Origin of the sequence: Cyanobium sp. NS01, assembly GCF_014280235.1 — a bacterium.
In the GTDB taxonomy this organism is placed as follows: Bacteria; Cyanobacteriota; Cyanobacteriia; order PCC-6307; family Cyanobiaceae; genus NIES-981.
The window spans coordinates 1,597,563-1,623,864 of the sequence record NZ_CP047940.1; the positions used below are offsets into that span (position 1 = coordinate 1,597,563).

General features: G+C 64.7%; 31 protein-coding genes. 16 read left to right on the forward strand and 15 right to left on the reverse strand.

The window, feature by feature from the left end; translation table 11 throughout:
* Positions 1 to 19: 19 nt before the first annotated feature.
* From CyaNS01_RS08355 to CyaNS01_RS08385, 7 genes are all read left to right on the forward strand, one after another.
* Positions 20 to 928, forward strand: coding sequence for a major capsid protein (locus tag CyaNS01_RS08355; RefSeq protein ID WP_370561494.1), 909 nt, complete (start codon positions 20 to 22; stop codon positions 926 to 928).
* Between the two features lie 65 nt (positions 929 to 993).
* Positions 994 to 1,428, forward strand: a complete 435-nt coding sequence (locus tag CyaNS01_RS08360; protein WP_186696684.1) for a hypothetical protein — start codon at positions 994 to 996, stop codon at positions 1,426 to 1,428.
* A 10-nt stretch (positions 1,429 to 1,438) separates the two neighbouring features.
* Positions 1,439 to 2,143 (forward strand): hypothetical protein, encoded by a 705-nt coding sequence (locus CyaNS01_RS08365; RefSeq protein WP_186696685.1) that lies wholly within the window; start codon positions 1,439 to 1,441, stop codon positions 2,141 to 2,143.
* Positions 2,144 to 2,223: 80 nt separating this feature from the next.
* Positions 2,224 to 2,466 (forward strand): hypothetical protein, encoded by a 243-nt coding sequence (locus CyaNS01_RS08370; protein ID WP_186696686.1) that lies wholly within the window; start codon positions 2,224 to 2,226, stop codon positions 2,464 to 2,466.
* A gap of 37 nt (positions 2,467 to 2,503) precedes the next feature.
* Positions 2,504 to 3,181: a hypothetical protein gene (locus CyaNS01_RS08375; RefSeq protein ID WP_186696687.1), complete on the forward strand. Its 678-nt coding sequence runs from the start codon at positions 2,504 to 2,506 to the stop codon at positions 3,179 to 3,181.
* Positions 3,182 to 3,193: 12 nt separating this feature from the next.
* A complete protein-coding gene (locus tag CyaNS01_RS08380; RefSeq protein WP_186696688.1) occupies positions 3,194 to 4,243 on the forward strand; it encodes a hypothetical protein in 1,050 nt (349 codons plus the stop codon).
* A gap of 3 nt (positions 4,244 to 4,246) precedes the next feature.
* Positions 4,247 to 4,441, forward strand: coding sequence for a hypothetical protein (locus CyaNS01_RS08385; RefSeq protein ID WP_186696689.1), 195 nt, complete (start codon positions 4,247 to 4,249; stop codon positions 4,439 to 4,441).
* A gap of 18 nt (positions 4,442 to 4,459) precedes the next feature.
* On the opposite strand, the gene CyaNS01_RS08390 is transcribed toward CyaNS01_RS08385, so the two are convergent.
* The gene (locus CyaNS01_RS08390) at positions 4,460 to 5,116 is read right to left on the reverse strand and encodes a sigma-70 family RNA polymerase sigma factor (RefSeq protein ID WP_186696690.1); all 657 of its coding nucleotides are present in this window, start codon (positions 5,114 to 5,116) and stop codon (positions 4,460 to 4,462) included.
* Between the two features lie 203 nt (positions 5,117 to 5,319).
* Between CyaNS01_RS08390 and CyaNS01_RS08395 the strand changes: the two genes are divergently transcribed.
* Entirely contained in the window at positions 5,320 to 5,508 is a 189-nt protein-coding gene (locus CyaNS01_RS08395) for a hypothetical protein (protein WP_186696691.1), read from the forward strand.
* Between the two features lie 156 nt (positions 5,509 to 5,664).
* Here the strand turns inward: CyaNS01_RS08395 and CyaNS01_RS08400 are convergent, their stop codons facing one another.
* The 4 genes from CyaNS01_RS08400 to CyaNS01_RS08415 are packed head-to-tail and all read right to left on the reverse strand — an operon-like array spanning position 5,665 to position 12,955.
* Positions 5,665 to 6,378, reverse strand: a complete 714-nt coding sequence (locus tag CyaNS01_RS08400) for a M48 family metallopeptidase (protein ID WP_186696692.1) — start codon at positions 6,376 to 6,378, stop codon at positions 5,665 to 5,667.
* On the reverse strand, positions 6,362 to 9,400 hold the full coding sequence (locus CyaNS01_RS08405; RefSeq protein WP_186696693.1) for a type I restriction endonuclease subunit R: 3,039 nt from the start codon (positions 9,398 to 9,400) through the stop codon (positions 6,362 to 6,364). The genes CyaNS01_RS08400 and CyaNS01_RS08405 overlap by 17 nt, the downstream gene beginning before the upstream one ends.
* A gap of 4 nt (positions 9,401 to 9,404) precedes the next feature.
* Positions 9,405 to 10,655: a restriction endonuclease subunit S gene (locus CyaNS01_RS08410; protein WP_186696694.1), complete on the reverse strand. Its 1,251-nt coding sequence runs from the start codon at positions 10,653 to 10,655 to the stop codon at positions 9,405 to 9,407.
* 5 nt (positions 10,656 to 10,660) lie between these two features.
* The gene (locus CyaNS01_RS08415) at positions 10,661 to 12,955 is read right to left on the reverse strand and encodes a class I SAM-dependent DNA methyltransferase (protein ID WP_186696695.1); all 2,295 of its coding nucleotides are present in this window, start codon (positions 12,953 to 12,955) and stop codon (positions 10,661 to 10,663) included.
* A gap of 230 nt (positions 12,956 to 13,185) precedes the next feature.
* Here CyaNS01_RS08415 and CyaNS01_RS08420 point away from each other — a divergent pair, with 230 nt between their 5' ends.
* Positions 13,186 to 14,160: a hypothetical protein gene (locus CyaNS01_RS08420; protein ID WP_186696696.1), complete on the forward strand. Its 975-nt coding sequence runs from the start codon at positions 13,186 to 13,188 to the stop codon at positions 14,158 to 14,160.
* Between the two features lie 71 nt (positions 14,161 to 14,231).
* Here CyaNS01_RS08420 and CyaNS01_RS08425 read toward each other — a convergent pair whose 3' ends face one another.
* A complete protein-coding gene (locus tag CyaNS01_RS08425) occupies positions 14,232 to 14,444 on the reverse strand; it encodes a hypothetical protein (protein ID WP_186696697.1) in 213 nt (70 codons plus the stop codon).
* Positions 14,445 to 14,958: 514 nt separating this feature from the next.
* Between CyaNS01_RS08425 and CyaNS01_RS08430 the strand changes: the two genes are divergently transcribed.
* Genes CyaNS01_RS08430 through CyaNS01_RS08440 form a run of 3 tightly spaced genes read left to right on the forward strand, consistent with a single transcriptional unit; the run spans position 14,959 to position 16,220 of the window.
* Positions 14,959 to 15,513, forward strand: a complete 555-nt coding sequence (locus CyaNS01_RS08430) for a hypothetical protein (protein ID WP_225875586.1) — start codon at positions 14,959 to 14,961, stop codon at positions 15,511 to 15,513.
* A complete protein-coding gene (locus tag CyaNS01_RS08435; protein ID WP_186696698.1) occupies positions 15,497 to 15,997 on the forward strand; it encodes a hypothetical protein in 501 nt (166 codons plus the stop codon). Before CyaNS01_RS08430 ends, CyaNS01_RS08435 begins: the two co-directional genes overlap by 17 nt.
* A gap of 25 nt (positions 15,998 to 16,022) precedes the next feature.
* Positions 16,023 to 16,220 carry a hypothetical protein gene (locus tag CyaNS01_RS08440; protein ID WP_186696699.1) on the forward strand — a complete coding sequence of 66 codons (198 nt, stop codon included), beginning with the start codon at positions 16,023 to 16,025 and terminating at the stop codon, positions 16,218 to 16,220.
* On the opposite strand, the gene CyaNS01_RS08445 is transcribed toward CyaNS01_RS08440, so the two are convergent.
* The 6 genes from CyaNS01_RS08445 to CyaNS01_RS08470 all read right to left on the reverse strand — a co-directional run bounded on the left by CyaNS01_RS08445 (position 16,198) and on the right by CyaNS01_RS08470 (position 19,670).
* A complete protein-coding gene (locus CyaNS01_RS08445; RefSeq protein WP_186696700.1) occupies positions 16,198 to 16,602 on the reverse strand; it encodes a PPC domain-containing DNA-binding protein in 405 nt (134 codons plus the stop codon). The genes CyaNS01_RS08440 and CyaNS01_RS08445 overlap by 23 nt on opposite strands.
* A complete protein-coding gene (locus CyaNS01_RS08450; protein WP_225875587.1) occupies positions 16,599 to 17,159 on the reverse strand; it encodes a GNAT family N-acetyltransferase in 561 nt (186 codons plus the stop codon). Before CyaNS01_RS08450 ends, CyaNS01_RS08445 begins: the two co-directional genes overlap by 4 nt.
* Positions 17,160 to 17,631: 472 nt before the next feature.
* On the reverse strand, positions 17,632 to 17,778 hold the full coding sequence (locus CyaNS01_RS08455; RefSeq protein ID WP_186696701.1) for an excalibur calcium-binding domain-containing protein: 147 nt from the start codon (positions 17,776 to 17,778) through the stop codon (positions 17,632 to 17,634).
* Positions 17,779 to 17,922: 144 nt separating this feature from the next.
* Entirely contained in the window at positions 17,923 to 18,315 is a 393-nt protein-coding gene (locus CyaNS01_RS08460; RefSeq protein ID WP_186696702.1) for a DUF302 domain-containing protein, read from the reverse strand.
* A gap of 8 nt (positions 18,316 to 18,323) precedes the next feature.
* A complete protein-coding gene (locus tag CyaNS01_RS08465) occupies positions 18,324 to 18,953 on the reverse strand; it encodes a DUF305 domain-containing protein (protein ID WP_225875588.1) in 630 nt (209 codons plus the stop codon).
* A gap of 222 nt (positions 18,954 to 19,175) precedes the next feature.
* Entirely contained in the window at positions 19,176 to 19,670 is a 495-nt protein-coding gene (locus tag CyaNS01_RS08470; protein ID WP_225875589.1) for a heavy metal-responsive transcriptional regulator, read from the reverse strand.
* 232 nt (positions 19,671 to 19,902) lie between these two features.
* On the opposite strand from CyaNS01_RS08470, the gene CyaNS01_RS08475 reads away from it, so the two are divergent.
* Together CyaNS01_RS08475 and CyaNS01_RS08480 are read left to right on the forward strand one after the other, a co-directional pair.
* On the forward strand, positions 19,903 to 21,936 hold the full coding sequence (locus CyaNS01_RS08475; RefSeq protein ID WP_186696704.1) for a copper-translocating P-type ATPase: 2,034 nt from the start codon (positions 19,903 to 19,905) through the stop codon (positions 21,934 to 21,936).
* Positions 21,936 to 22,412, forward strand: a complete 477-nt coding sequence (locus CyaNS01_RS08480) for a cupredoxin domain-containing protein (RefSeq protein WP_225875590.1) — start codon at positions 21,936 to 21,938, stop codon at positions 22,410 to 22,412. Before CyaNS01_RS08475 ends, CyaNS01_RS08480 begins: the two co-directional genes overlap by 1 nt.
* A 35-nt stretch (positions 22,413 to 22,447) precedes the next feature.
* On the opposite strand, the gene CyaNS01_RS08485 is transcribed toward CyaNS01_RS08480, so the two are convergent.
* The 3 genes from CyaNS01_RS08485 to CyaNS01_RS08495 all read right to left on the reverse strand — a co-directional run bounded on the left by CyaNS01_RS08485 (position 22,448) and on the right by CyaNS01_RS08495 (position 25,398).
* The gene (locus CyaNS01_RS08485) at positions 22,448 to 23,959 is read right to left on the reverse strand and encodes a multicopper oxidase family protein (protein ID WP_186696705.1); all 1,512 of its coding nucleotides are present in this window, start codon (positions 23,957 to 23,959) and stop codon (positions 22,448 to 22,450) included.
* A gap of 7 nt (positions 23,960 to 23,966) precedes the next feature.
* Complete coding sequence (locus CyaNS01_RS08490; protein ID WP_225875591.1) at positions 23,967 to 24,353, reverse strand: DUF411 domain-containing protein; 387 nt, start codon at positions 24,351 to 24,353, stop codon at positions 23,967 to 23,969.
* A 307-nt stretch (positions 24,354 to 24,660) separates the two neighbouring features.
* Entirely contained in the window at positions 24,661 to 25,398 is a 738-nt protein-coding gene (locus CyaNS01_RS08495) for a DUF305 domain-containing protein (RefSeq protein WP_186696707.1), read from the reverse strand.
* A gap of 142 nt (positions 25,399 to 25,540) precedes the next feature.
* On the opposite strand from CyaNS01_RS08495, the gene CyaNS01_RS08500 reads away from it, so the two are divergent.
* Entirely contained in the window at positions 25,541 to 25,708 is a 168-nt protein-coding gene (locus CyaNS01_RS08500) for a multicopper oxidase domain-containing protein (protein ID WP_255460007.1), read from the forward strand.
* A 159-nt stretch (positions 25,709 to 25,867) separates the two neighbouring features.
* Positions 25,868 to 26,224, forward strand: coding sequence for a hypothetical protein (locus CyaNS01_RS08505; protein ID WP_186696709.1), 357 nt, complete (start codon positions 25,868 to 25,870; stop codon positions 26,222 to 26,224).
* Positions 26,225 to 26,302 lie beyond the last annotated feature (78 nt).

Here is a 26,302-nt window from a genome sequence, read left to right on the forward strand (position 1 = left end):
AGGCCCCTGGAGCGTGCCCTTGGGCCTGACCTTGATCGAGGCGCAGAAATACGCCCGCCGTGCTGAGCAGCTGGCGGTGCTCAAGACCTTTGCGGAGGGGGAGCTGCTGCGCCGCTTGCCGTTCCGCAACCTCGTCGGTGGCTCGCTGAGCTTTCCGGCTGAGACCAAACTGCCCCGTGTCGGCTTCCGTGCCGTCAACGAGGGCTACCGCCAGAGCTATGGGGTGATCAACTCCGATTCGGAGTTCGTGCACCTGTTCGGCGGCGATCTGGATGTGGACCGCTCGATCGTGGATCTGCAGGGCCCCGAGGCGCGCGCCGCCCAGACCGAAATGAAGGTGCGCTCGATGCGCCTCACCCTGGAGGCAGCAATCATCAATGGTGACGACACCTTTGATCCCCGCGCCTTCAACGGGCTGAGCAAGCGCCTGGGGCCTGGAGACGACCAGACCATCGACAACGGCGGCAGCACGCTCAACCTGCTGGCGCTGGAGGCATTGACCGACAGCGTGATCGGTTACGGCGGCGACAAGGTGCTGATCGCCAGCAAGGCGGCCCGCCGCCAGATCAGCACCGCCTCCCGCCAGGCCGGCGGCGACCTCTACGAGGTGATCGATGGGCGCCACTACTTCGAGGGGGTGGAGATCCTGATGGTGGAAGAGGACGCCGAGGGCAACGCCGTGCTCGGCTACGACGAACCGGGAGACACCACCTCCATCTACTGCTGCGTGCTCGGCGATGCGGCGGTCTGCGGCCTGCAGGGCCCGTTCGAGGGGCGCTACGGGATCTCGGTTCGGGACTTCGGGGAGGTGCACGACGCGCCGGTGTTCCGCACGCGGGTGGATTGGTACGTGGGCTTTGCCGTCTGCAACCGCAAGGCGGCAGCGCGCCTGTTCAACGTGGCGCCCATGCCGTTGGTGCTGCCCTGAACGCCAGCCCCAACCCAGGAGAACTGTCCAGAGCCACTCATCTATTTCCCCCAGGAGCTCCATCCATGACCTCTCAAGCCACCCGGCTGCTCGATGCCCAGACGGTGCTCGTCGGCTGGATCAACCACTCCGCCACCGACTGCTACGAACACACCCGCAGCAGCGGTGATGTGGTGAACCTCGGCACCGATCTCGATGCCACCAGTTCCTTTGTGCTCGTCGCCTCCCACCCCGGCCACAGCGAGGCGGTGACGGTGACCCTGGAGCTGGCGCCGCTGCTGGCCGATGGCAGCGCTGGCAGCTGGATCACCGCCGCGGCCGTCGCCATCCCCGCCGCCGGCGGCAAGGTGGAGGCGATCATCAGCGGCTCCGCCCTGCTGATCAACCCCGCCGACAGCGCGCTGATCACCCCGCCCTGCCTGCGGCTGGCGCGGGCGACGGTCTCTCCCGCCACGCCAGTGGGGATGACCGTGGCGCTCACCGCCAACCAAGGGCTGTGAGGTGAGCGCCATGGGCAACCCAATCGACACCCTCTACGTGGCGGCCGGGGCTGAGGCTCTGCCGCTGGAGCTGCTGCAACCCTTTGACAGCAGCAACCCCGCCTCAACGCCCGTGCGTCTCTCCGACCCGGAGCAGCGGCTCACCGTCAGCCCGGATCCCGGTGTGGGCGATGCATCGCTGCTGCCGCCCAGCCAGGTGCTGATCGGCAAGGACGGGGCGACCCGCTCGATCTGGCCGGTGCACCTGGCCGGCTGGCAGGCCCTGGGCTGGCAGTTGCTCAGCAGCACCAGTGGCGGCGATGAGCCGGCCCCGGTGGACACCGGGGGCAACGCGCCGGAGCCAAAGCTGGTGGATGCGCTCGACCTTGAGCCGGAGCAACCGGCAGCGACGGAGACCGCCCCGACACCCGATGAGCCCACTCCTACCGACGACCCGCTGGAGACCACCACCGATGGCGGCGAGGCCCTGCTGGCCTCACAGCCCACCGACTTCCAGGCCATGACCAAGGCCCAGATCGTCGAGTTCTGCTCCTCCGTCTACGGCGTGGAGCTCGATGGCAGCCAGACCAAGGCCGAACTCGTGGAGCAGGCGATGGCGCTGGAGGCCCAGGCCAGTGCATCGGGCACTGCCAGCGGCAGCAGCGATGCCACGAACAAGGGCATCAACGATGCCGCCGATCTCGCGGCCCTGGAGCTGGGGGATGCCCTGCTCTGATCCCTGCAGCCTGCGCTGCCCCGGCCAGCGCATTCCTGGCTGGGGGCTGGCAACAGCTCAGCAGCACTGCCCTGGCGCCGATGGCCACTCCCGATCCGGCTGTGCTGGCCGAGCTGACCGCCCAGTGCCGCAGCAGCAGCCGGCCGCAGGGGGTGATCTTCCTGGGCCAGGCCCAGCTGCAGGACGGCGGCACCCCTGAACCGCCGCCCACCGGCGGCATCACGGCACTGCAGGCCCTGGCGCCGCTGCTCAGTGCTGCCGCCGGCGATGGGGTGGTGGTGATCGCGCTGGACCTGCGCCTGCTCAGCCCCCTGCCGCCCTGATCTCTCGTCCTACTTCCCCCCTACTCTCCTGATCGCCATGGCCACCACCACCGAGAGCCGCACCACCGGCCGCTCCCTGCCCCAGCCCACCGACCTACTGCCGGTGCAGCGCGGCAGCACGCCCTACCGGGCCACTGCTGATGAGGTCAAGGCGTTCATGCTCAGCCCGGCCACCGCGGTGGCGATCGGGGCGATCAAGCCTGGCACCAACCTCTCGGTGGATGCCGATGGCACGCTCCACGCCGCAATCCCCGGTGCCCTCACCTACCGGGGTGCGATCGACCCCACCTCCACCGAGGCACCGGCTGGGGCTGCGGTGGGGGATGTCTACCTGGCCAGTGCCGGCGGTCCTGCTCTGGCCAGCTGGCAGGGCCTTGCTGGTGAGCAGATCGCCCAGGGTGACCTGCTGCTGTTTGACGGCAGCGACTGGAGCGCCAACGCCGCCCTGGGCCCCGATGGCGCCGGCGTGATCCGCATCCAGGTGGCCGCACCGCTGAGCGTCGAGGAGAGCGATCCCGCCCAACCGCTGCTCAGCGTTGAGCCCGGCACCACCACGGCTGCCGGCGTGGTGCAGCTGGCTGATCCGCTGGCCCTGGCGGACGGCACCCCCGGTCGGGTGGTGGACGCGGCCCAGCTACAGGCGGCGATGGCCACTGCCCAGCCGGCCGGCGACTACATGCCGCTGGACCTGAGCACCCTGCCGGCTCTGCCCTGAGCGCCGCAGCAGATGACCCTCCAACCAGGCGACCTGCTGGCGATCACCCGCCCCGCTGGCCCCGAGGCCGGCACTTATCAGCTGCCGGCAGCAGCGCTGGCAGAGCTGGCTGGCCCGCCGCCGATGCTGGGGATCAGCGGGGTGCTTTGGACGACCGTGCGCTCGGCGGCGGACAACAGCTGGCAGGCGATCTGCTGGTCGCCGGAACTGCGCCTGTTCGCCTGCGTGGCCAACAGCGGCAGTGGCAACCGGGTGATGACCTCCAGCGATGGCATCCGTTGGAGCGCCCAACCATCAGCGGCGGAACAGAACTGGGTGGCGCTCTGCTGGGCCAGTGAGCTGGGGCTGTTTGTCGCCGTCAGCGACAGCGGCACGGGCCAGCGGGTGATGACCTCACCGGATGGCCGCAGCTGGAGCCTGCGGCAGGCGCCGGCCGACAACAACTGGACCGCGATCTGCTGGGCACCCGAGCTGGGCTTGTTGGTGGCCGTGGCCAGCTCGGGCACGGGCAACCGCGTGATGACCAGCAGCGATGGCCTCACCTGGACGGCCGGCCCTGCTGCCGCGGATCAGGACTGGCGCTCGCTGTGCTGGGCGCCGCAGCTAGGGCTGTTCGTGGCGGTGAGCAGCACTGGCGGGACCCAACGGGTGATGACCTCTCCCGATGGCCGCAACTGGACGCTGCGGACGGCTGCCGCCAACACCAATTGGACGGCGATCTGCTGGGCGGCGGAGCTGGGTCTGCTGGTGGCGGTGAGCACCAGCGGCCGGGGCAACCGGGTGATGACCTCCCCGGATGGCATCAGCTGGACCAGCCGTAGCTCGGCCGCCGACAACGCCTGGACCTCCCTCAGCTGGGCGCCGCACCGTGAGCTCCTAGTGGCGGTGAGCAGCAGCGGTACCGGCAACCGGATCATGACCAGCACCGATGGCCTCAACTGGACGGTGCGCAGCTCCCCGGCTGATCTGGGCTGGCGCTCGCTCTGCTGGTCGCCTCAGCACAGGCAGTTCGCGGCGGTGAGCAACAGCGGCTCTGGCAACCGGGTGATGGTGAGCCCGTGACCCATGCCTGACACCACGACACCCCTGCCGGCGATTGGCTCGCGCTGGTGGCGGGATCTGATCAGCCCCGAGACCGGTGCCACGGTGCTCAGCGTTGCGGCCGGGACTCCCGAGGACGATCCGATGGTGGAGCTGGCCTACGACGAGGGCGGCAGCGGCTGGTGGCCGCTCTCCACGTTGGTTTTCGAGCAGAGCTGAGAACTGAGTGAAGGGGCCTCAGCCCCCTCCGGCGAGCCGCTGGCGCAGGGCAGCGATGGCCTTCTTCTGGGCCCGCTGCACCGACATGGCGCTGATCACGAGCCGCTCGGCGGCCTGCCGGAGCGACAGGCCTTCCAGGGCTGTGAGCCGCAGGGCGGTGGCCTGAGAGGCAGGCAGCTGATCCACCAGCTGCTCCAGCGCCAGGCCATTCACGGCCTCGCTCATGGTCGGCTCGGCTTCTGGAGCAGCCAGCTGATCGAGCATGCAGGGCTCGCCATCGGCTGTGGCATCGAGGCTGAGGTGCCCAAGCGGGCACTGGCCCTGCTCATGCAGCCGGCGCGGCACGCGCACCAGCCGCACCCGATCACGCAGGTGATGCTGCAGCGCCCCTGTGATGCAACGCCGCAGATAGGGCGCCGCCGGTTCGCCGGCTCTGCAGCAGGGAGCGGAGCGCACCAGGGCCTCGCGGGCCACCTGGATCAGATCCTCCCGCTCCACCAGCGGGAACAGGCGCCGGGCCATGACGGCAGCTATGGCATCAGCCAGCGATAGGTGCTCCAGCACCAGGGCATCACGGGCCTTGAGGGCAGAGCGGCTTAGGGAGGAAGCGGGGGAAGCCATCGGCAGGACGGCGGAGAACCCCACCCCCACCGGCCGGCCGCAGCGCCGTGACAAGGACGCCCGACCCAGGAGGGCGCCTGGCCTGATCCTTGACGAGGCGCGAGGACTGGCCGAGGGATCCGGTGGGTGTGCGGCGGTCCGGTGATGAGCCCCTCCCCCTTCCCGTTGCCATGCAGTGCCCTGGCATGCCGGTTCCCGCGCCGGCCTTGCCGCTGCAGCAGGATGGCGGCCCCATCAAGGGCTGATCCCTGATTGCGGTGAGCAACACAGCGCTGGTGCGGGATCTGTGCGCGGCGGTGGCCTACCTCGGGACACCGCCCAGCGCGGCGGAGCGCTGTTGGACCGCGCAGCGGTTGACCTTGGAGTGTGAGAAGGTCCCGAAAGAGTTCATGGAGCTGGCGAGGAAACTGATGGCCGACGCGCCTGGCAATTTCGAAACCAGCTAGCAGACATTCCAGCCCCCAAAAGTGCACAGTGGTGCGGAAGCTGTTTCACCGCAGTCAGGTTGAGTTCCTTTCATTCTGATTGACATGGAGCAGGAAGCGGCGAGGGGCAGTGATGAGGTCAAGCGGGCATGCACTTCTGACAACCCTCCGCCGAGGCTAAAATAACCACTGTGGGACAGTCTTCCAGGCTGTCCTTAATTCTTTATCCAATGTCTTATAATTTGGTTCATGCGAAGCCACCAAGCGCCAGAAGTCGCTGCCATGGTTCATATGGACGGTGTGGCAAAGCTCGTGAATCACGACGTATCGAACAAGTTCGGGTGAGAGGAATAGGAGCTTGGTGTTGAGCGAAAGATTGCGTTGAGCGGAACAACTGGCCCAGCGGGTGCGCTGGCTTTTCACGAGTAAGCCGCCGAGATTCAGGCGGTGCTTTTTGGCGAGCTTTTCGGCAAGTGGAAATAAGCCTTCGCGGACCTTCATGCGCAGCCAGTCCTTCAGCTTTCGAATTACTGCTTCACGCTTCAGATCGGGGCCACTGATGATGAGCCTCTCGCCCTCAGTCCGTAGTCGAAAGCCGGAATGGCGGGTATCATCTCGATATGTGACCGCCCATGCTTCCCCCAGTGCCACCAGCCGCACAACTTCGGGGAGATGCGTCACCGGCGTGGGCTCAAGGAAGCGCCTAGTCTCACCGATTCGCCTCATGGAATCGGCAATCCAAACCTTCTTCTGCTTTAGCAGTGCTGGAATCTTCTCTTCGTCATAGCCCGGAGGCACCACGACGATCAGGCCGTTCTCCCGCGTCACCTTGAGACGAATGTTCCTGGCCTTTGGGCTGTGCCGGACGTTGTAATCAGGAAGAGCTGCCATCATCTGCCATTCCGACGTAGCGAGTTTTCTCTAACAAGCGCATAGCGCGTTCGGCGAATCCGGTTGCGGGCATGTGGAGATTGGCGTCTTTGGACTGCTGCACGAGCACAGTTGTGATGCCGAGGAAGAGAGCCTGTTTCACGTCGCTCTTGAGATGCCAGTTTGGGAAGCAGTGCATTTCGGCCTCTGCAATGATGGCTGTGGCGATGTCGGTTGCCAGCTCCCCAGTGATGCTGGGGTTGATCTCGCGGGCAACATGGGCGATGGATTCGCCAACGGGCTTCTTGCCTTCGTTGATGAGGTCCACAACTTCGCCGGCCAACTCTTCGAGCGCTGAAATGAGCGCAACGCCTGCCAAGGCGGCGTTGCGCTTGGCGTCGATGATCCTCTTCAGCTTCTCACTCAGCGCCTCGGCCTGCGGGTCCTCGTCCACGCGAATCTTCAGTTCCGCTGCGAGCATCGCCTCGATGTCGAGCGCTTTGGAGTCGGGATCAATGTCGTCGAGTTTCGTTAGGTAATTCTCATCAAGCACATAAGTCGGGAACTCCTGCTTAATTTGGTCAACGTCGATGTGCTCACGGATCAACTCGCGGGTCTTTGCCCCATCCTCAGGCGAGGTCTCGAACTTATCAAGTGGATAGAACTTCTTCCGATACACCATGTAGAGCTTACTCAGCCATACGTAATCGGCGCGGTGTGGTATTAGAAAGTCATCTGGCTCCAGCAGTTCATAGAGCTGACGAATCTTTGCGTAGCCGTTCTCGAACTTGTCACGGACAGGCTCGTTCTTGTTGAAGAACGCAAGTATTCTCATGAGTTGGGAGTGCGAGCCACCGCGTTCGTAGTCTTCGAGCATGTCGAGCACGGTTTCCATGTGAAGCTTGAACTCCTCACGTACGACGCGCAGGGGGAAAGCCACTTCGCCCAACTCGGATTTGTCGTAGCGCAGAGCTTCGTTCAAGTGGCTGAAGACGCCCCAAAAGTCACGGATGACGCCTTCCTTCTTTAGTTCGTTGTAGGGGCGGTTTACCCGGGCAATGGCTTGGAGCAGCGTGTGGTTTTTCAGGCCCTTATCTAGATACATCGTCTGTACAATGGGCGCATCGAAGCCGGTGAGCAACATATCGCAGACGATGATGATCTCGGCTCGGCGCCAACGCTCTTCCTCGCGGTCTTGATCCTCGGTCTTGTTGGAGGGTAGTTTTTTAAACTCCCGAATCATCTTCGCTCGGGTTTCCTTTCCGATGTTTAAGTCCTTGACCATCTGCGGCACGTTTTCGTCCCGCATGTTCACGTCGGAGAAAATCGCAATGCTGGCCTCCGAACCGAGCAACTCATCAAGCGCGGTTTTGTAGAGCGCCACGGTTTCCTTGTTGTAGCAGACCAGCATCGCCTTGAAGCGGTTCGGACGGACGTGCTTCACGAAATGGTCGGCCACTTCCGTGGCAATGTCAGTGATGCGCTGCGGGAGCTTCACCATCACATCAATGACTGCGCTCTCCTTCTTGAGTTGCTCCCGCTCGCCCTCGGGCAAGTGGGCAAAGGCTGCTTCGAACTTGGCATCCAGTTCATCACCCCAGAGCTTCCAATCGCGCGGACTGGGTTCCCACATCAGGCGCAGCGTTGCACCGTCGCGGATCGAGTCGGTAATGGAGTAGCGCGGTTCCAGATACCGCTCGAACGTCGTGACGCCGGTGTCGTCGGTGGAGAGTTCGCGGCCAAAGGCACGCGGTGTGTTGCGGTCGTCTAGCTCGATGGGCGTGCCAGTGAAACCGAAGAGCGAGGCTTCCTTGAGCACGTAACGCATGGCGTTGCCGAGGTCGCCTTCCTGTGTTCGGTGGGCTTCGTCTACGAGCACGATCACGTTGCGCCGGTCCACCTGGAAGTCACCAGGTTGGAACTTCTGCATGATGGTCACGATGATGCCTCGATAGCCTTCGCGCAGCTTCGCCAGCAAATCCTCGCGGCTGGTCGTGACGCAGCAGTTCTCGGTGTTCGTGCGGAAGAATTGGCCGCTGATTTGGTCCTCAAGCTGGTCGCGGTCCACAACGATGATGATCGTTGGCTGGCCCAGGGCTGAGTGAAACCACATCTTCAGCGCGGCGAAGAGCATTGTCAGGCTCTTTCCCGATCCCTGCGTATGCCAGACGAGACCCCGCCGCCAGCCACGCGGCTTGTCAAGGTCCACTGCCCGCTTCACCAGTTCATTTGCTCCCCAGAACTGCTGCCAACGGGCCACCTTCTTGATGCGTTGGCCTTGCTCCTGATCGAACACCACGAAATGCCCTAGGAGGTCGAGCAGATTGCCTCTATCGCACAGACCGTAGATGCCTGCCATCAACTCATTGTCGAACTCGATGTGGCTGTGCGGATTCGGGCTCCGCCACGTCTGCCAGTGGTGGAACTTCACGCCGGGTACGCCGTAGCGCAGAGTGATCTCGTTCACGGCGACGCAGAAGACATTCGAGTGATAAAGCTGCCCCGCCTGGCGTAGGTAGCGACCGCATTGTTTTGCACCTTCCGTCCAGTCATTGTGCCAATCGCGGGCGGTCGTCTTGGCCTCGATGTTCATCAACGGGATGCCGTTGACGAAAAGGAGCACATCCGTGCGGATGCGGTGGTCGCCGCCATCGACCCAGAACTGATTGGTGGTGAGGAAATCGTTGTTTCCGAGATCGTCATAATCCATCAACCGAATCGGCTGTGCGTTCTCGTCGGAGCTGAACTTGTAGGTTTCCTCGTTACGCATCCACTTGATCCATTCCGCGTTGTCGCGGATGCCGCGCAGCTTGGTCACGATGACCTCTGCCCGCGCGTCGTCGGTGATGACGCCTGGATTTAGGTCTTTGAGCGTCTGCCTCAGGATGGGCAGTAGCAGCACCTCCACCTCATCGGTGCGGTAGTGCTCATTCACTTCCGCCTGATTCTCGAAACGCCATCCCAGCTCGGGAGTCACCAACCATTCAATGATTGGATGCTCAACGGTGTTCTCTTCGTTCCAGCGTTTGGCAGTTACAGTCATTGCGTTAGCCTTTTAGGCGAATCCTGCCGGTGAGGAGGTTTTGCAGGAGCGACTGCTTCACGCGGAGGGCGGCGGTCAGCTGGGACTCAATTGCAGCAATCACCTCATCAGCAGCACGCAGACGATCAACCCACGGCTCCTGTTCCTTCGTCGTAAGCGTTGGCAACTCAAACTGCCGCATCTCTCGAGAGTTAATCGTGCATAGATTGTTCGACTGCTTTGCGCGGCCGAAAAAGTAGCGCTTTGCCGAATAAGTCTGCAAAAGGTAGTGCATAAACCAAGGGAGAACTTTATCAATACTCAGACGTACTCGGAAGATATGATTCTGGCACACGACGCGGGGTACTTGCCCAAGCCAGATACTTCCACGGCCTACCTTGTCGCGATCGCCGCCCTCAGTCATCAGGATGTCGCCCTCGCGCAGACCATAACGCTCAATCTCGTTTAGCTTCACTTCTGCGGTTGAAAGATTGGAAAAGTCAACTCGCCCCTCCAGGACATTTACAACCGTGAGATACCCGACTTCGATTGTGTCATGGCCTGCAAGATCCCTGCCCATTGTGAATCCCGACGAAATGTCAGCAACCCTGCTTAGCTGAATGCCCATTCCATGCTTGGGCGACGGCGGGAAGGCTTGTAGCAGCGACTTCTTTACACGTTCCGCTGTGCGAATCTGCAATTCCAGGGCGCGGATGTGGTCGTCTGCCGCCTTCAGCGTTTCGGCGATGCGGGTTTGTTCTTCATTGTGCTTTGGGAATCGGACTGGCAGCTTGCGACACGCGCTCCATGAGATATTGGCAAGCCCAGTGGTCATCTGCGACGTTTCACTCACGAACTCGTGAATGCGGTGGCCATGGAGCCAGCAGGCGACGAACTCATCAGAAATCTTGGTCTCGCCCAGCTTTGGGCGAAGCGCAAAAAGGAAGGAAGCGAAGATCATCTCACGGTCTTCCTCCATCAAAACCGAATCGCCAATCCTCTTGGGATTCCCGTTTGAGCCAACCATGAGGGTCCATCCCTTCGTAACGGCTGATGAGGTTCGTTGATCAGCAGAAAGGCCGTAGATGTGGAGCAGGTCTTTGAGATCAAGCGACGACTTGATGTTTGGTATGCGAATGACGGGGATCGTTCCTTCAGCTGGCCGGTCGCGTTCTTGTTCCTTGGTCCAAGTGCAGCCTCGCTTGGTCTCGACCAGCGTCCCGAGAGGCTCTTCGAGCCACCCCGAAGGTAATGGGTTGTCGTAAATGGTATGCATCGCTCTCAGAATTCCCTCCCAAGGAGTTGCGCCAAAGTTCTGCGTGCTTGTTCGGCGGCAGTCTTCGCCGCGTCAAAGTCATGAAGCGCCGTATCCAGCGGGATCTCCTCTTCCGGCTCAAAGGTATCTACGTAGCGAGGAAGATTGAGGTTAAACTCGTTCTCTTCGATCTCACCTTTCTCGGCGATTACGAAGTAGCGGCGGGCTTTGTCGGGGTGGGCACAGATGCGTTGGAGATCAGCGATGGCCTCTTGCACCTCTGCCGTCTCGCGGTCGGCACGGCTGTTGATCTCGGCGATGCGTTCATCGCGCTCTTTCTCCAGCTTCTCCAGCGTCTTGATCTGGGCCTTGGCTATCTTCAGTCGGGCCTTGGCGTCGTCCTTGGCAGCCTTGGTCAGAAGCTTGAGCGCGGCCTTGTCGAGCTCCGGGTTGGCCAGCTCGCCCCAGACAGGATGTGCGGCATCCGTATTCGCCTTCCATGCTTTGAAGCCACCCGGCGAGAGGCTATCCGCTTCCTCCCGCAATATGGGCAGCGAGGCGACGACCTCGTCGTAGGCATCGCCGATCTCCTGCAGCGCCTGTGCGCGGTCGTCGGCGATTTCATCGAGGATGGTCTGACCTTCGGCAGGAAGGATTTCCAGCGCCTTGGCTGTATCGCCAAACGCCCGCCACGGCAGGAGAATGCGCAGGCAGTCAGCGCGGCGAAGTAGGCATTGCGGATTGGCGTGCTGATAGTGGCGGCTTGCCCAGATCATGAGCACTTGGTCCTTGCGGGCGGCAGGCTTGCGCTTGTTGAGGATGGCGAGGCATGCTGGGACGTTGTTGCCGTAGAAGATGCCGGAGGGCAGCACGATGACGGCCTCAATAAGGCCGTCCCGCAGAAACCCAGAACGGATAAGGTATTCGTCGTCGGCCTTTTTATTTCGCCCGTCTTCCGATTCTGTCAGCTTCGGCTGGCCGCGAAACAGGATGCCCTGCGACATGACAACGACGGCCTTCCCAGCGGGCTTGAGCGACTTTGCGATGTGTTGCATCCAGGCGTAGTCGCCATTGTCCTGCGGCGGCCAGCCGTAGCCGAAGCGGTCGAAGGGGTCTCCATCGGTGAAGGTGTCCGAGCCCCAGTCTTTGAGGGAGAATGGGGGATTCATGACCACGCGGTCGAACTGCTGGAGTTTGCCGTCGCTGGTCTTGTGCTGCGGATCGCGCAGGCTGTCGCCATGTTTTGGCTGCCACGAATTGATCCCGTGGAGAATCATGTTGATTCGGGAGATGTTGTAGGTGGCGAGGTTGCTCTCCTGGGCAAATAGAAAAAGGCGGTTTGGATCTTTCTTGTGACGGCGCAGGTATTCCCGGCATTGGAGCAGGAGGGATGCGGAGCCACTAGACCAGTCACAGACCTCGTGCTGTTCCTGTGGCTCGATGATTTCCGACATGAGGTAGGAAACCTCCTTCGGCGTGTAGAACTCGCCAGAGCTTTTACCCGCCTTGCTGGCGAAGGTGCGGATGAGATACTCGTAGGCATCGCCAAACAGGTCGTCCGGCACATGGGCGCGGTCAAAAGTGCGGCTGGCGAAGTGACCGACCAACTTGACGAGCTTGTCGCGCGGTAGCTCGTCTGTCTTGTTGAAATCAATCTTGCTTGTGAGGATGCCGTCGAACTTCGGCGCGTTGGCCCGTTCGATGGCGAGCATGGCGTCATTGAGCGACTGGCCGAGCTTGAGGGAGGTAACTTTGTTTTCCCCTGAACCGAGCGTGACCTCTTCCCACAAAGAATCCGCAGGCACCACGAAAGGGAGTGATTTCTTCTGCATCGCCGGATCATTCGCCAGCTCATCACCCAGCGTCTTTGCGAGATTGCGGACGGATTCCTCGAAGATGTCGCTGATGCGTTTGAAGAACAGCAGCGCGAAGACGTAGCCACGAAACTCCGAGTGATCGACATTGCCGCGCAAGATGTCTGCGGCATTTTCCAGGAACGCATCCAGCTCAGCCTGCGTCATGCGGCGGAGTGGGATGGAGGCCGCGCTTGCGGGGCCGGAGCCCTTTGTAGAGGACATGGTCTTGGCTCGGGGTTTGGAGGCGGTGGCGGCCTTAGGCGGGGCTTCAGCGCCAACCATCGCCACGGAATCGCTGCGGCCCTTGCCGCGTACCACAATCCGCCGGGCCACGAGTTGTGCCTTCACTGCTTCGTAGTCCTCATCTGGCCAACCCAGGGCCGTCTGGAGCTCTGGGTTCTTCGTGTAGCCGCCAAGCCCCTCTAAGGCCTCGATGAAGTCGTCAAGCTGCTCCTGATCGGCCATCGACTGGATCAGAACAGCGCCACTCGGGGCAGTATGACCACCATCACAAGAATGTGGGGCATCAAGCCTCCTCGGCCGCTAGGGCTCGTCCCCATCGGGCCCGGGCAGATCATCTTGAGTGGTGATGTGGAATCCGGGCACGGCGGCCCTCCTCCCCTGGCAGTGCTCTCAGCATCCGTGCTCCAGCCAGGATGGTGGGGGCCTCCCACCGGCACTGCTGATCTGCGCCGATGAGCCGGCTGACGCCTGAATCGATCCGCGCCTCCCAGGCCGAACTGCCGCCGATCGGCACGGTGATCACCGAGCTGCGCCGTCAGGACCCCTACATCCAGCAGGAGCAGCACTGCTACCGCTCTCCGCGGGGCTTCCAGAGCTGGCCCAACCACCTGGCCTATGCCGCCCTGATCGAGGCGGGCCTGCAGGTGATGGACGAGCTGGATGATCCGATCGGTTTCTGGGCCGCCACCACCTGCCGCTGGGCCCGGATCGTGGAGGCCCCGCCTCGCTTCCTGGCGCCGGAGCTGGCCGAGGCCTTCCGCCGCACGCCCTCTCCCCGTCTGGATGAGGACTTCCCGCAGGTGCTGCCTTGCTTCCGGCTGATGCTCCCGGATGGCGCCCTGTTCACCGAGGACAGGGTGCCGATCCCGGTGGTGATCGTGGCCGACCTGCGGGTGATGGCCGACTGGCTCCCGCCCCAGGCGCAGCGGATCGGTGGCATCAGCTGCGTTGTTTTGGCCCTCGACGGCACCAGCTACCTCACCCGCCATTCCTTCGAGCAGATCGGCGAGCGGAACCCCACGGTGGGGGACCTCAGCCATCCGGCCTGGCAGTGGGACGAGCAGGCGGTGCAGAACACCAACCAGCGGATGGAAGGCTTGGCGATCAATGCCCTGCTGGTGCAGCTCTACCAGCCGGAACTGCTCTCCACCGGCCCCGCCGCCAAGGTGCGCAGCGGCAAGGGTTTTGCGGCGGCTGGCGATCCGGCCGGCACGGTGAGCCCCCAGGGCCCGGTGTGGATCGGCAAGGACTTCCGGCTGGATCGCACCTCCAGTGCTGGCGCCAGCAACAGCACGTCAGGGGGTGGCAGCGGTACCGCCCGGCGGCCTCACTGGCGCCGCGGCCATTGGCACAACGTGCTGCATGGCGAGAAGCGCCAGAGCCGCCGGATGCAGTGGTTCCAGCCGGTGTACGTGGGGCTCAGCTGAGCAGATCGACTCGGACGCGATCCACACCCCAGATGGAGAAAGCCCGGCGGGGTGGCCGCCGGGCCAGCACCTCAGAGCACCTGCACCCGGGCCTGAGACCCGAGCACCTTCTGCTGATTGGAGGCCAGGATCAGGGCCTCGGCCCGGGGCACGTAGTGCGGCTGGGCGCTGATGTGCCCCTCTCGATCGAGGAACAGCACCTGCAGCAGCTGGCCGGCGGCATCAAGGAGGTGCACCGAGATGATGCGGATCGGGCAGGCGCGGACCAGGGGAGTGGCGGCCATGGCTGGCTGGTGAACGACACCGCCGTTCAGCCCCGGCGCCGCCAGCGCCGCGCAAGGGGCGCGAAGCGCAGCGCAGCGACTCGCGTCAGCCCTTGTGCGGCGCGCAAGCCGGGGCAGGCCGGGTGGCGTGATCGCCAGACCTCAGGGACGCCTTCCCGTTTCGCTGCCCGGAGGTTCAGCTCTACAGGAGGAACTGGCTGGTGGAGGATGCGCCTATCGGCAGCGGCCGCCAGGTGCACTGGGCCACGACCGGGCTGGACCAAGGCGGATTCGGTATGGGCTGGCGTTGTTGCTGTGAGGGTCTGTGAACCTCCGCTGGCCGTCGCAGCTCCCGGCGGCAGCGCCAAAACCCCAGTGCTGCAGGGCATCGCCGCAGGCGTATGCAACTTCTGGATTGTTTTCTGACTCGATGTGGCCTGGGGCAGGGTGCGGCACGAGGCAGAATTGACTCTGAATGGCCAGCCGCATGGTTTTTCTACCCCCCACCTCGGATTTTCCGCCTGACCCCGAGCCCTTGAGTCGGGAGGATCTGAACAGCACCTATCTCGAGCTACGCAACTGCTACAAGAGCTCGATTCGCAGCCGCGGCCAGCACCGCAGCCTGGCCAACAAGGCACGAGATGAAACGGCACAGCTCAAGCAGCGCCTGCTGGATCTTGCCGCGCGGGAAGCATCGGTCCGGAAGGACGTGTACGAAATGCTGGAGATCGTCACCTCCCTGGCCGGTGACATTGAAGACGCTGGCGACGATCTGGTGAATGAATTCGGCCGCTACAAGCTCGGCCGCAAGACCTATCAAGGCGGTTCTTTCCTTGGTGGCCTCGTGCAGGCCGTGATCCGCTTCATCAACCGCTGGACCCACACCAAGGAGCGGGTGGTACAGCTGGATCAGAAGCGTCAGGAGTTCATCGAGAAGACCAAGAATCTGCCGCCGCTCCCCCTGGGTGGGAACGGCCACGGCGGCCCCGTGAACCAGACGGAACCGTCTTCTCCCGCCAAGGTGGAGCTCGTGGACAGCCCAGCAGCCCAGCAGGCCCAGGAGGTCAAGGCCGATGGGACAACTCACTGACACCCTGCGGGCCACGTTGCGGGACCTGGCCCAATCCGACGCCAGGCTCTACCGCGGGTTGCACGAGGAGCTGGGCGACACCAAACCAGCCAGCAACTCGCCCGCAGCGCTGCTGGACGGGGACGCCCCTGCCAGTCGAGAAGAACTGGAGGGCCTGTCGATCGCTGCACTCTGGACACTCTGCAAGGCGCGCGGCATCAAGGGCCTCAGCAAGGGCCCGGTGCCGAAACAGGTGGATGCCCTGCTCAGCCACCCGGATGGGCCGCCCCTGCGGAGCGCCCTACCCGTCAAGGCCACCAAGGGCAGCAAGGGTGGGGCATCTGGCGGCAAGGCCATGGCCAAGGCTGGCGCCGCCGAGCTGCAGGTCCTGGAGCAACGTCTCGATCGGGTGGAGCAGCTGGTGGTGCTGATCGCCCAGCAGGTGGGGGTCCCCCCTGCAGCGATCGCCCAAGTGACGACACCTGCAGCCCTTCCGCCAACCTGAATTACTTCTGTGCTGGCGCCAGCCCATGGCGGTGAACCGGGAGACGCTGGAGAAGCTGGGTCGCTTCCTGCTGCGCGGCCTGCGCATCGGCGCCAGCACGGTGTCGATTGTGGAGCTGCTGCGCAACGACTGGACCGGCGGCATCAGCGCCGGTGTGGCCTGGTTGGTGTTTCTGCAGGTGGAGCGACGGCTGCCGCCCCTCAGCTCGGAGCCCGAGGACTGATCCGCAGCTCGGAGTAGCCGGTGGCCGGGTCGAGCTCCCGGCTGAACTGCCAGTCCGGCAGCAGGCCCAGCAGCAGCTCGGCGGTGGTGCGCACCAGCGAGCCGGCGCAGAGGTGCCCACCGATCACGGCGCCGTTGCTGTCGGCAACAGCGATGTGCAGATGGGCGCCATCGGGCGAGAGGGTGCCGGAGAGGCTGAGGATCTCCAGCTCGCCCTGGATCACGGTGGCTTCAGAGGCTCCCGCGAAGCGCACCCGGGCGACTGACAGGCTGCCCACGGCGCTGATCACGCAGCAGGCCTGTGCGTCTTGTTCGGCCATCCAGGTCTGCAGCGCCCGGCGCAGGTCAGCGCCCGGCTGCAGGCGCAACGGCACCACCTTCATGGGGTTGGCCCCTCCACAAGCTCCTGGACCATCACCAAGGCATCGACGTAACCCAACTGCTTGTGGCGGAACGCCCCCGGCAGGGTTCCCACCAGCTGAAAGCCGTTGCGCTGCCAGCAACCGATGCCGGCGCTGTTGGTGCTCACCACCAGGTTGTACTGCATCGCCCGGAACCCCAGCCGCCGCGCCGTCTGCAGGGAGTGCTTACAGAGGCGGCTGCCCACACCCTGGCGCCGGCAGTGCTCGGCCACCACATAGCCCGCGTTGGCCACATGGGCACCGAGAGCCAGGGAGTTGGGCCTGAGGTAGTACGTGCCCACAAGGGCACCGGTCGCATCCACGGCCACCATCACCGCCTGGCTCTGCTCCACCCACGCCACCTGAGCCTCGGTCTCGCTGATGTCTGGGTCGTTGGGGAAGGTTTCACCGGCGCCGAACACCGGCTCCAGCAGCGCCCACACCCCCGGCCAGTCGGCCGCCTCATAGGGGCGGATCTGCAGGGGCGATCGGGAGGAGGTCAGAGCAGCGCAGGTGTGACCATGTGATTGTCTCGCCAACAGGAAGGCGCCCCGTGGGGGGCGCCTTAGCACCGGTCGCGGATCTGAGCCTTGGCATCTGGGACTCGATCGGGTCGGGTGTCTGTGGTTCACGCGTTGTCTGTCTGGGGCCTGACAGGAAAGGACTGGAGATCACGTCTGGGAGAAGAGATGCTCGGGGCTTGACCTTCTCGGTTGTGATCCCGGCTCGGGTTATGCAGCCCGAGATTTAAGAACGCGGGAAACAGAACTGGCGTATCGCTCTCTGCGGTTACGGGATGACGCTCGCGCCGCGTCACCGAGTTCACCTTGTGTGTGTCGCATCGTTGGCGCACCTCCGCTGAGCGCACCGGCTCGGGTGTTCCCTGGCCGGACTCTGTTGGAGGGCGAGGGTCGGGTTGGCTCCCGGGCCTCCCCTCAAGTTCAAGGTACGTCGTTTTTCAGGTGGTAGTGGCCCTTTGGAGTGCCTGTTCCCGTACCGCCAGAAACCCTGTCAGCGCAACGCTTCACAGGCTTGTCCATCGTCGTTGCCATCGAGATAGGTGTGCCCCTGGCGCAGCAGCTCCTGAGCACGGGCATAGGAGCCGATCTCCTTGCAGCTGTAGCGGCGGCCGCCAGGGGTTGTGCCATCGGGGATCACCGTTGTGCTGCGGCATCGCCGGAAATCTCAGGTCTGGGTGATCCCACCCGGCACCTGCCAGACCCCGTAGCGCAGCCGGCTGGCGCGAAACTCGGCGCACAGAACCTCCTTAGCATCGCAGCCGCTCAGATACTGCCGCTAGCGCTAAGCCGCAGCGTCCTCGATGATCGCCGTGGTGGAGGCCTCCACCGCGCGGGCCACCTCCTTCAGGGCGGGATCGGCCGAGAGGCTGGCGAGCATCGCCTCGGGCCGGATCATGCCGATGCGGGTCTGGCCAGTTTCGGTGTAGACGGAGATCCGGCAGGGCAGCGCCATGTTGAGCGCCATTGTGGTGCTGAGCAATGCGGCGGCCTGCTGGGGGTTGCACACCTCGAAGATGCGGCACTGCTCCAGGAACGGCTGACCTTTACTGCGCAGGGTGTGGCCCAGATCATGCACGGCCAGCACGCCGAAGCCATGCTGCGCCACCGCCTTCTGTAGGGCGGCGCTGGCCTCCTCGAAGGATTTCGGCGTGTCGATGATGAAGAACTGATCCATCGGTGGCCTCAGCGTGTGCCGTACCAACTGCGATACCACTGGGACATCTGCTGGATTTCATCGCTCTGCACCCGCACCATGGCCTGCTGCAACTGACGAAGCTCCGGGTGCTGCGAATTGGTCTGGGCCATCGAGGCCATCATCACGCCCATCTGGTGGTGGGGAATCATCTGCTCAATGAAGGCACGGTCGAAGTCAGGGGCTGCGCTCAGGGCAGAGAGGTTCGTGCCACCACCCATCTGTCCCATGCCCATGCCCATGCCCATGCCCCCGCCCATGCCCCCGCCCATGCCCATTCCTCCACCCATGCCCATGCCGTTCTGCCAACCCCAGCCTGTGCCCGGTCCCCAACTGGGCACATCTTTGCCGTACCACTGCTCGTACCAGGCACGCATCTGGGCGTTCTCGCGGGTCTGACTGGCCTTGATGCTCTTCGCCAGGGCCTTGATCTCGGGCCGCTGGGCGCGGGTGAGGGCGAGATCGGCCATGGCGATCGCCCCGTCGTGGTGGGGGATCATCATCACGACGAACTGCTGATCCGAATAACCCATCCCCATCTGGCCCGGGCCACCCACGCCTCCTCGATACCCGGGCATACCGGCACCGCCCTCGTAGCCGGGCATGCCGGCACCGCCCATACCCTGGGACAGGCACCGGGTGCCAGCCCAAAGGGAGACCGCGATGATGCCTCCCGTGGCCAGCAGCAGGGCTGGCCGTCCGAAGACTCTTCGGCGTGGTTCGATGTTGGCCATCCTTTCGACGCCGCTCGCGAACTGTCCATCTCCAAGGTGGCCACGGGCTTGCGAGTGGATTGACAATCCAGCCAAATGTTCATGCGACCTCCGCTGGCCGGGGGCTGATCAGACGTTGAGATTCGGGCAGATCACGGCCATGTTCGGCGCTGGATCGCTCTGCCAGTTCTGCAGCAGGCTTTGCAGTTCCCTCCTGAACAGACGCAGCTCCCGCAGCCGTTCGTCCACCAGATCGATCTGCCGTTGGAGCTGCCGCTGGATGTCGCCGCAGGGGAGCTCACCGGCATCGTGCACCGCCAGGCACTCCTGAATGTCATCAAGAGTCAGTCCGAGGCTCTTGAGCCGCCGGATGAAGTCCAGGCGCCGCAGGCTCTCCTCACCGAACAGGCGGTAACCGCCTTCGCTGCGGCCCACCGCCGGCAGCAGGCCGAGCTCTTCGTAGTAGCGGAGCGTTTTCACGGGCAGGCCACTGCGGCTGGCCAGGGCGCCGATCTTCATGCCGACAGGCACTGGCGCCGCCCCTGGAGGGCGGCCGGCCCGTGGTGTGGCGGCGGAGCGGGAGGCGGCGGGTGCAGGTGCGGGAGCGGGAGTGACGGCGGCCATGGGCAAACACACTCTCCATTACTGGGGAGACTCTAACCATCTCTGTCCGCCGTCGTTCTCCCGGCAGGCCGTTTGAATCCACCAGGGCCTTGACTCTCCAGTCCACTGGACGCCATAGGTTGAAGCCCCCCCCTGCAGCGCCCCGGCCCTGCCTCCAGGTCCCCCGCTGAGCACCCCGTCCGCCAACCCTCCCTGCTGCCATGCCGAGGATCCAGCCGGCGCGGCCGATGGCATGGAGCGGGAGCTGGCCCGGGAACTCACAGAACTGCGCCGCAAGGTGAATGTGGCGGTGGTGCTCACCGCGCTGGTGATGCTCTCCAGCCTGCCCCACATGCTCGGGGTCCACAGCCTGCCCTTCCTGCCGGGCTGGTTCACCAGCCCCTGGACCCAACTGCTCCTCACCACGCCGGTGCTGTTCTGGTGCGGCCGGGGTTTCTTCAGCGGCGCCGCCTCGGCCTTTCGCCAGCACAGCGCCGACATGAACACCCTGGTGGCGGCCGGCACCGGCATCGCCTGGCTCACCTCGCTGTTCAGCACCGTGTTCCCCCAGCTGCTGATCGCCGAGGGCCTGCCGGCAGACGTCTACTACGAAACCGCCGCCGTGATCCTCACCATGGTGCTGCTGGGCAACCTGATGGAGGCCCGCGCCCGGGGGCAGACCTCCGAGGCGATCCGGCGCCTGCTGCAGCTCCAGCCCCCCACGGCCCGGGTGCTGCGTCACGGCAAGCCGGTGCAGATCCCCGTGTCCCATCTGGTGGTGGGCGATCTGGTGCAGGTGCGCCCGGGCGAGAAGCTGCCCACCGATGGGGTGGTGAGCGAAGGCAGCTCCTGGGTGGAGGAATCGATGCTCACCGGTGAGCCCACGCCTGTGGCCAAGGCGGTGGGCGATGCGGTGATCGGCGCCTCGATGAACCGCAGCGGCAGCTTCACCTTCCGGGTCAGCCGGGTGGGGACAGGCACGGTGCTGGCCCAGATCGTGGAGCTGGTGCGCCAGGCCCAGAGCTCCCGCACCCGGGTGCAGCGGGTGGCCGATCAGGTGGTGAGCTGGTTCGCGCCGGCGGTGATCGCCCTGGCCATTGCCGCCTATGTGATCTGGTTCCTGGTGAGCGGCAATGCGGTGCTGGCGATGCTCTTTCTGGTGAGCGTGCTGGTGATCGCCTGTCCCTGCGCCCTGGGCCTGGCCACCCCCACCTCGATCATGGTGGCCTCCGGCAAAGGGGCGGAGAACGGCCTGATCTTCCGGAGCGCCGAGGCGCTCGAAACCGCCGGCACGCTGCGCACCATCGTGCTCGACAAGACCGGCACCCTCACCCGCGGCCAGCCGGAGGTGACCCAGTTCGAGCGACTCGACGGTGGCGCGCTGCCGGCTGACACCCTGCTGGCCCTGACGGCCGCACTGGAATCCCGCTCGGAGCATCCCCTGGCCGAGGCGATCGTGGCCTATGCCACACATCAGCTGCAGCCGGGCGATCTGCCGGCGGTGACGGACTTCGAGGCCGTGGCGGGTCGCGGCGTGCAGGGGGTGATCGCCGGCCAGCAGGTGCGGGTCGGCACCCCCCGCTGGCTCCCCGAACTCGGCATCGACACCGCGGCCCTCGAGCCCCTGGTGGAGCGCCTGGAGGCCCTGGCCTGCAGTGTGGCGGCCGTGGTGGTGGACGGGCGGATCGAGGCCTGCTTCGGGGTGGCCGATCCGCTCAAACCCAGTGCCGCGGCAGCGGTGGCGGCGCTGCGGCGGCTGGGACTGCAGGTGGTGATGCTCAGCGGTGACGCCCGCCGCACCGCCGAGGTGGTGGCCGCCCAGGTGGGGATCGAGCGGGTGGTGGCCGAGGTGCGTCCCGCCGACAAGGCCTCGGTGGTGCAACGGCTGCAGGAGCAGGGGGAGGGCCCGGTGGCGATGGTGGGTGACGGCATCAACGACGCCCCCGCCCTGGCCCAGGCCGACGTGGGCCTCGCCATGGGCACTGGCACCGATGTGGCGATCGCCGCCAGCGACGTCACCCTGATCTCCGGCAACCTGGCCGGCGTGCCGGCGGCGATCGAGCTCAGCCGCCACACCATGGCCAACATCCGCCAGAACCTGTTCTTCGCCTTCGCCTACAACGTGGCCGGCATCCCGATCGCCGCCGGTGTGCTGTTCCCCCTCACCGGCTGGCTGCTGAGCCCGATGCTGGCCGGCGCCGCCATGGCCTTCAGCTCCGTGTCGGTGGTGAGCAATGCCCTGCGGCTGCGCCGCTTCCGGCCTGCGCCCCTGCCGAGGGCTGCCTGATGACACTCCCAGCCCTGATGCCGCTCCTGTCTGCCGTCGCCGCCACCGCTGCCACCAGCGCCTCCACCGCCGAGCCGCTCTGGCGCAGCATCGAGCAGCCCGTGCTGCTGAAGCTGCTGGTGGCCGGCGCAGGGGTGGCGCTGATCATCTGGGAGCTGTGGTGGTTCCTCGGCCGCCATGGTGGTGGCGTGGCGGCCCGCGAGGGCGAGCACGGCCTGCAGGAGATCACCATCACCGTGGATGGGGGCTATGCGCCCTCACGGATCCGGGTGAAGGCCGGCCAGCCGGTGCGGCTTACGTTCCACCGGGTCGATCCGAGCGGCTGCGTGGCCAAGGTGATCTTCCCTGATTTCCACAAATCTCTCGATCTGCCCCTGGATGCCACCACCTCCGTGGACTTGCCGGCCAGGGCTGCCGGCACCTATCCCTTCCACTGCGGCATGAACATGGTGCGAGGCAGCCTTGAGGTGGAGTGACCCGGGGCGGCGCGATCCTGATCGGTCGAGGCTGATCAGGCGCTGATCTCCAAGGTGCCCATCATGCCCAGCTCCTCGTGATCGAGGATGTGGCAGTGATACACCGTGCGTCCGGCGAAATCATCGAACCGGGTGCGAACCCGTACGGTTTCGCCTGGGCGCAACAGCACCACATCTCTCCAGGCGCGCCACGGCTCCGGCGTGCCGTTGCGGCTGATCACCTGGAAGGGGTTGATGTGCACGTGAAAGGGGTGATCCATCACCCCGTCGTTCACCAGCTCCCACTCCTCGGTGTCACCGAGGCGCACGGAGGTGTCGGTGCGGCCGTGCTCGTAGGCCCGGCCATTGATCAAGAACACCATGCCCATGCCGGGGGCCATGCCGTGGTTGAGCACGAAGCGGCGGCGGCGCACCGGCGCCGGCAGGGGCTCCACCGGCAGCAGGCGCTCGGGCAGCGGCAGGGGCGTCACCGAGCCCGCGTAGTTCAAGGTGGCGATCGGCACCGGAGCCTGCTGCTCAAAGCCTGATCCCATCCTTCCTCTGCCCATTCCCATTCCCATTCCCATTCCTCTACCCATGCCCATGCCCATGCGGCTGCCCCTACCGCCCATCATTCCGCCGGCCCCCCTGGCGTAGGGAAGGTTGAGCAGCCGGTAACGACCGCCCTGGCGCTCGCCCCGCACCAGCACCTCAGCCCGCTCGCCGGGGGCCAGCAGCAGTTCCGACAGCTCCACTGGTGCCTCGATGGCACCGCCATCGGTGGCGATCAGGTGGAAGGGGTGATCCTCGAGGGCCAGCCGCCAGAAGCGGGCATTGGAGGCGTTCACGATCCGCAACCGCAGCAGACCCCCTGAGGGGATCGTCAGCGCCGGGTTCACCTGACCGTTGACGGTGAGCACCGCTCCCTCACGCCCCAGCATCATCCCCATGCCCATCGGGCTGGAACCCGCCTCACCGGGAAGGTCTTTGAGGAAAAGCACCTGCTCCTCGGCGGCGCGGACTTCGGGGATCTGATCCAGGGCACCGCGCACGATGAACACCCCTCCGAGGCCGCCGAACACCTGATCGGCCACCGTGCCATGTCGGTGGGGGTGGTAATAGAAAGTGCCGGCAGGATGGTCGGCCGGCAGGGTGAAGGCGTAGCTGTGGCTTGCGCCGGGGGCCACGCTCACGAACACGTTGTCAGCACTGCCGCCGGGAGAGATGTGGAGGCCGTGGTAGTGCAGGTTGGTGGGGCGAGACAGGCGGTTGACCAGCTCGATCCGCACGGCATCGCCGGGTTCGGCCTCCAGCAGGGGCCCAGGCAGCAGGCCGTTGTAGGTGAGGGCCCTGGACGGGCCGCCCGGGATCGCCACATTGGTTTCCTGGGCCACCAGTTCCAGGTCCAGGCGTCCGCCGCTGGAGCGCAGGCGGGCCTGAGCTGGTACACCCGTGCTGGCTTGGGATCGAAGCTGGGCAGTGCGTCCCAGCAGGGCTGAGCCGGTGGCGATGGCTGAAGCACCACCGACCATGGCAAGAAAGGAACGGCGACCAAGATGCAAGACCATCTCTCCCTCAGGCCTCGATCTGCAGGAAGGTGCGGCGGGAGCCATCGCGACCGAAGGAGTAAACCGTGTAGGACTCGCTACGCAGGGATGATTCCATGCCCGGCGAACCGAGGGGCATTCCCGGCACGGCGATTCCCACCACCGCCGGTCGCTGCCGCAGCAGCTGATCGATCGCCTCGGCAGGGACGTGCCCCTCGATCACAAAACCAGCCACCTTGGCGGTGTGACAGGACGCCAAGTCTCCTGGGACGTTCAATGAGCTCTTGACCGCTTCCAGGTCGGCCACAACGTGATCCTTCACGCTGAAGCCGTTGGCACGCAGGTGGTCGAGCCACCCCTTGCAGCAACCGCAGCTGGCCGTGCGGTAGGCCGTCACCTGGCGGCTGGTTGCCAAGGCGTCAGTCGACGCTGCACTCCGAGCCACTGACGTCCGGACGGTGGACGGCGAGAGCCAGTAGCCGACGCCAACCGCGGAGAGCCCGGCCAGGACCGTGGCCAGAAGCCACCCCCGGCGGTGCGACCGCGACGCACCGCCAGAGGTGGAATGATCTGGATCGGGTTGCGGCACGTTCATTCCTAGCCGATGAGTGAAGGATTGAACTCATCCTAAAGGCTCCATCTGGCTGGAGAGTCAAGGGATGACTGATCTGTGGCCTGCAAGCAGAGCCACTCCTTTGCGGGCGCCCGGCTGCCTGGAGGGCTCAGAGGGCAAAGAGCCTGTCGTATTTGTAGTACTCCGGTTTGCGCAAGCCCTCCAACGCCAGCATCCGCCGCAGCTCGATGATCTCGGCCCTCTGGGCCACGATCACCTCCCGCGCGAAGCGCCGGATGGTGGGGTTGGTGCTCTTGGCCCGGGCATCGTGGGCCATCATCAACGCCCCCGCGTGGTGCTCGATCATGCCCTCAAGGAACCAGACCACCCGGTTCTCCTTTGTGGGTCCGTCGCCCATCATCCGCATGCCGTCGATCTGGGACTGGCTCATGCGGGTCAGGCCCGCGAGGCTGTTTGGATCGCCGCCGCTCGCCAGCGTCACTGGATAAACGGGGGCCTGGGGATACCAGGCCTTGCGCCACAGCCCCATCGCCCGGATCTCTTTGGCCTGATCCCTCCAGATTGAATTTCCGAGCGCCCCAACACCGGGTTGGCCGATCCCGAAGACGAACTCGCTCATGCGCAGGGCCCCCGTGTGGTGCTGCACCATGCCGTCGATGAAGCGCAGGTCGTAGGTGGAGCCAGCCGGGCCCACGTCATGAGCATGGGCGCCATGGGCAGGGGCGGATCCAGCAGGGGCAGACATCCCAGGCATGTCCATCATCCCTGGCATGCCTTGGTGTCCTTCGTGATTCATGCCACCGGGCATCTGGGCCAGGGCAGGAACTGCCACGGTGAGGGCAGAGGCGAGACCGATCAAGGTTGGCGTGAAGCGGGAAGGGCGCATGGCGGCAGGTTGAGGCCACCTCACCGTATAGTCTCCTGTGGTCTGGAGAGTCAAGGGCAAGGGCGCAGCAAATCCGCGCCGGCCGATGCCGGTCCTCCAAGACTTGACTCTCCCCTCAAGCGCCAACAAGTGCTGGGCGTGGGTGGGCCAGTCCTTCGATCCCGATCGCATTGAAATCCGTGTTGTCCTCGAAAGCACGGAAGACTGGTTGATCATCAATGACGATGTCATGGATTACCCCATCCATCTGCACCTCAATCCCTTCCAGGTGACCACCCGTGTTGGCCGCGCCGAATCCCAGCGCCACTGAAATGACAAGGTGCTGGTGCGCTCGGGAGAGGGGAGGTGCGCCTTCGGCTGAGCGTTCTCGATTTCGCAGGTCGCACTGTTTCCAACTGCCACAACCTCGATCACATTGATGCGCCACGTCCTAACCCTGTTGCTGACCTGTTGGCTTGCAGCTCCTTCGTTGGCGGCTGAATTAGAGGCCTGTCGGAACCTGCTGGAGCAACGCAATGCCCTGGCCGAGCAGGCCATCAAGGCCGAAATCGCCCTGGTTCGAACCATCCGTGAACGGATCTGCCCGGTCCTCAGCCAGCAGGCCGATGGGGCCAATGCCAACGACCGCAACGAGCGGACCATCGACTACCAGGCCCTGCTCGACTGCCGCCACAAGGCGGAAGAACAGCTGCTACGCAGCCAGCGGGTTCTCTACGTCAACCGCAGGCAGTTCAGGTTCTACACGGCGGCTGGAGCCGAGCTGGCCCGGCAAGCCGATGGGCTGGATCAGCTGTTGCAGGATCGAGAGTGCTCCCAGCTGCGTTGATCAACAACCTGCGGAAACACGGACCCACCCAGACCCTTGACCCTGAAGTGACTACAGGCTGTTTGCTGGGGTCTGGAT

Bases quoted from the DNA above. Each gene is read 5' to 3' on its own strand.
- CyaNS01_RS08360 (WP_186696684.1), top strand. From the start codon at position 994: ATGACCTCTCAAGCCACCCGGCTGCTCGATGCCCAGACGGTGCTCGTC.
- CyaNS01_RS08365 (WP_186696685.1), top strand. From the start codon at position 1,439: ATGGGCAACCCAATCGACACCCTCTACGTGGCGGCCGGGGCTGAGGCT.
- CyaNS01_RS08370 (WP_186696686.1), top strand. From the start codon at position 2,224: ATGGCCACTCCCGATCCGGCTGTGCTGGCCGAGCTGACCGCCCAGTGC.
- CyaNS01_RS08375 (WP_186696687.1), top strand. From the start codon at position 2,504: ATGGCCACCACCACCGAGAGCCGCACCACCGGCCGCTCCCTGCCCCAG.
- CyaNS01_RS08380 (WP_186696688.1), top strand. From the start codon at position 3,194: ATGACCCTCCAACCAGGCGACCTGCTGGCGATCACCCGCCCCGCTGGC.
- CyaNS01_RS08385 (WP_186696689.1), top strand. From the start codon at position 4,247: ATGCCTGACACCACGACACCCCTGCCGGCGATTGGCTCGCGCTGGTGG.
- CyaNS01_RS08400 (WP_186696692.1), bottom strand. From the start codon at position 6,378: ATGGCAGCTCTTCCTGATTACAACGTCCGGCACAGCCCAAAGGCCAGG.
- CyaNS01_RS08405 (WP_186696693.1), bottom strand. From the start codon at position 9,400: ATGACTGTAACTGCCAAACGCTGGAACGAAGAGAACACCGTTGAGCAT.
- CyaNS01_RS08410 (WP_186696694.1), bottom strand. From the start codon at position 10,655: ATGCATACCATTTACGACAACCCATTACCTTCGGGGTGGCTCGAAGAG.
- CyaNS01_RS08415 (WP_186696695.1), bottom strand. From the start codon at position 12,955: ATGGCCGATCAGGAGCAGCTTGACGACTTCATCGAGGCCTTAGAGGGG.
- CyaNS01_RS08420 (WP_186696696.1), top strand. From the start codon at position 13,186: ATGAGCCGGCTGACGCCTGAATCGATCCGCGCCTCCCAGGCCGAACTG.
- CyaNS01_RS08425 (WP_186696697.1), bottom strand. From the start codon at position 14,444: ATGGCCGCCACTCCCCTGGTCCGCGCCTGCCCGATCCGCATCATCTCG.
- CyaNS01_RS08435 (WP_186696698.1), top strand. From the start codon at position 15,497: ATGGGACAACTCACTGACACCCTGCGGGCCACGTTGCGGGACCTGGCC.
- CyaNS01_RS08440 (WP_186696699.1), top strand. From the start codon at position 16,023: ATGGCGGTGAACCGGGAGACGCTGGAGAAGCTGGGTCGCTTCCTGCTG.
- CyaNS01_RS08445 (WP_186696700.1), bottom strand. From the start codon at position 16,602: ATGAAGGTGGTGCCGTTGCGCCTGCAGCCGGGCGCTGACCTGCGCCGG.
- CyaNS01_RS08460 (WP_186696702.1), bottom strand. From the start codon at position 18,315: ATGGATCAGTTCTTCATCATCGACACGCCGAAATCCTTCGAGGAGGCC.
- CyaNS01_RS08465 (WP_225875588.1), bottom strand. From the start codon at position 18,953: ATGGGCGGTGCCGGCATGCCCGGCTACGAGGGCGGTGCCGGTATGCCC.
- CyaNS01_RS08470 (WP_225875589.1), bottom strand. From the start codon at position 19,670: ATGGCCGCCGTCACTCCCGCTCCCGCACCTGCACCCGCCGCCTCCCGC.
- CyaNS01_RS08475 (WP_186696704.1), top strand. From the start codon at position 19,903: ATGGAGCGGGAGCTGGCCCGGGAACTCACAGAACTGCGCCGCAAGGTG.
- CyaNS01_RS08480 (WP_225875590.1), top strand. From the start codon at position 21,936: ATGACACTCCCAGCCCTGATGCCGCTCCTGTCTGCCGTCGCCGCCACC.
- CyaNS01_RS08485 (WP_186696705.1), bottom strand. From the start codon at position 23,959: ATGGTCTTGCATCTTGGTCGCCGTTCCTTTCTTGCCATGGTCGGTGGT.
- CyaNS01_RS08495 (WP_186696707.1), bottom strand. From the start codon at position 25,398: ATGCGCCCTTCCCGCTTCACGCCAACCTTGATCGGTCTCGCCTCTGCC.